Annotated in this window: 1 pseudogene; it reads left to right on the forward strand. The window is 41.7% G+C overall.

The features are described 5' to 3' along the window. Positions 1–294: 294 nt before the first annotated feature. Positions 295–643 (forward strand): annotated as a pseudogene (locus tag ICL55_RS34915) (hypothetical protein); the annotation flags it as partial.

The following is a 643-nucleotide window of genomic DNA, read 5'->3' on the forward strand; positions in this document are numbered from 1 at the left end:
ATGGAGAGAATTTTCATTTACGATATGCTCAGTGCCTTCAGATTACTTTTGGGATAGCCTCTGATCTTGTTGACTGTGCCGGCAAAGCATGATTGCAATATGTACTTAAACCTGTATTATTGGTAAAAATGCCCAATCAATAAGGCAGAAATGCGCGCCAATGTGGAAGGCTTTATGAACAATCGAAAAAAGGTTAAAAACAAGGTGCAGAAATATTTTCACGAAAAGCACGTCAGATATGCCGCTTATGAAATCAGCAAGAACTAATTTAAGTAATGATTAATTATTAACAAGATGAGAATTACATTGATATCTTTTTTACTACTGGTCCTTAACAGCTCGTGTTTTGGCCAGCAGGATACTGTTGAGATAAACGTAACAGATTATGGCATCCATCCTGACAGCCGGGTCAATATAGAACCGGAGATCAGGAAGCTGTTGAAAGAAAACAGGAACGCGCGCTATCTGAAACTGGTTTTTCCCCGTGGCAGGTACGACTTTTATCCGAATAAAGATAGGGAGGATTTGTCCGACGCCCCCGTTGGGATTGAGATCCGCGACAGGTCGGGTGTATGCATCGACGGTCAGGGATCGGAGTTTGTATTTCATGAAAAGATGATGGCGTTCAACGTACAGAATGCGA

It is taken from the genome of Chitinophaga varians, assembly GCF_014529945.1.
GTDB lineage: Bacteria > Bacteroidota > Bacteroidia > Chitinophagales > Chitinophagaceae > Chitinophaga > Chitinophaga varians.